This is a genomic window from Halomonas sp. ND22Bw, assembly GCF_003011945.1.
Lineage (GTDB): Bacteria > Pseudomonadota > Gammaproteobacteria > Pseudomonadales > Halomonadaceae > Halomonas > Halomonas halophila.
This window is the reverse complement of the sequence record NZ_PXWD01000040.1, coordinates 1-748: the sequence shown is the minus strand read 5'-3', so window position 1 is coordinate 748 and position 748 is coordinate 1. Positions and strand designations below refer to the sequence as shown.

The 748-nt window shown below is 65.2% G+C and carries 1 protein-coding gene; it reads left to right on the top strand.

Annotated features, from left to right (window positions below):
* The coding region (gene istA, locus CVH10_RS16840) for an IS21 family transposase (RefSeq protein WP_146142953.1) at nt 1–748 on the top strand (748 nt) is incomplete at both ends.

The window sequence follows — 748 nt, the reverse complement described above, 5'->3', positions numbered from 1 at the left end:
GTTATGCGGCGCGCTGGCGGCAGGCGCAGCGTCGCGACGTGATGAATGCGCCGGCGTTCATCCCGCTGCTGTTCCGGCCGGGCGAGGCTTACCAGTTCGACTGGAGCCACGAGGACGTCGAGATCTCGGGCAAGCCGATGCGCGTGAAGGTCGCGCATGTGCGGCTGTGCGCGTCGCGGGTGATATACGTGCGAGCCTATCCGCGTGAGACGCAAGAGATGCTGTTCGACGCGCATGCACGGGCGTTTGCTTTCTTCGGAGGCGTGCCGACGCGCGGCATCTACGACAACATGAAGACGGCGGTGACGAGCGTGTTCACCGGCAAGGAGCGGGTCTTCAACCGTCGCTTCCTGGTCATGGCCAACCATTACATGGTCGAGCCGACCGCCTGCTCGCCGGCGTCGGGCTGGGAGAAAGGTCAGGTCGAGAACCAGGTGCAGACCGCACGCGGTCGCTTCTTCCAGCCACGCCTGCGATTTACCGGCCTCGAGGAGTTGAACGGCTGGCTGGAGGCGGAGTGTCGGCGCTGGGCAGAGTTGCACCAGCATCCCGAGCAGAAGGAACTGACGGTCGCCCAGGCATGGGCAGCCGAACGGGCGGTGCTCCAGCCTGTTGTCGCACCCTTCGACGGCTTCCACGAGAGCGAGCATGCGGTAAGCGGCACATGCCTCATCAGCTTCGACCGCAACCGCTATTCCGTTTCTGCCAGGGTGGTGCGACGTGCCGTCCAGGTCCGCGCCTATGCCGA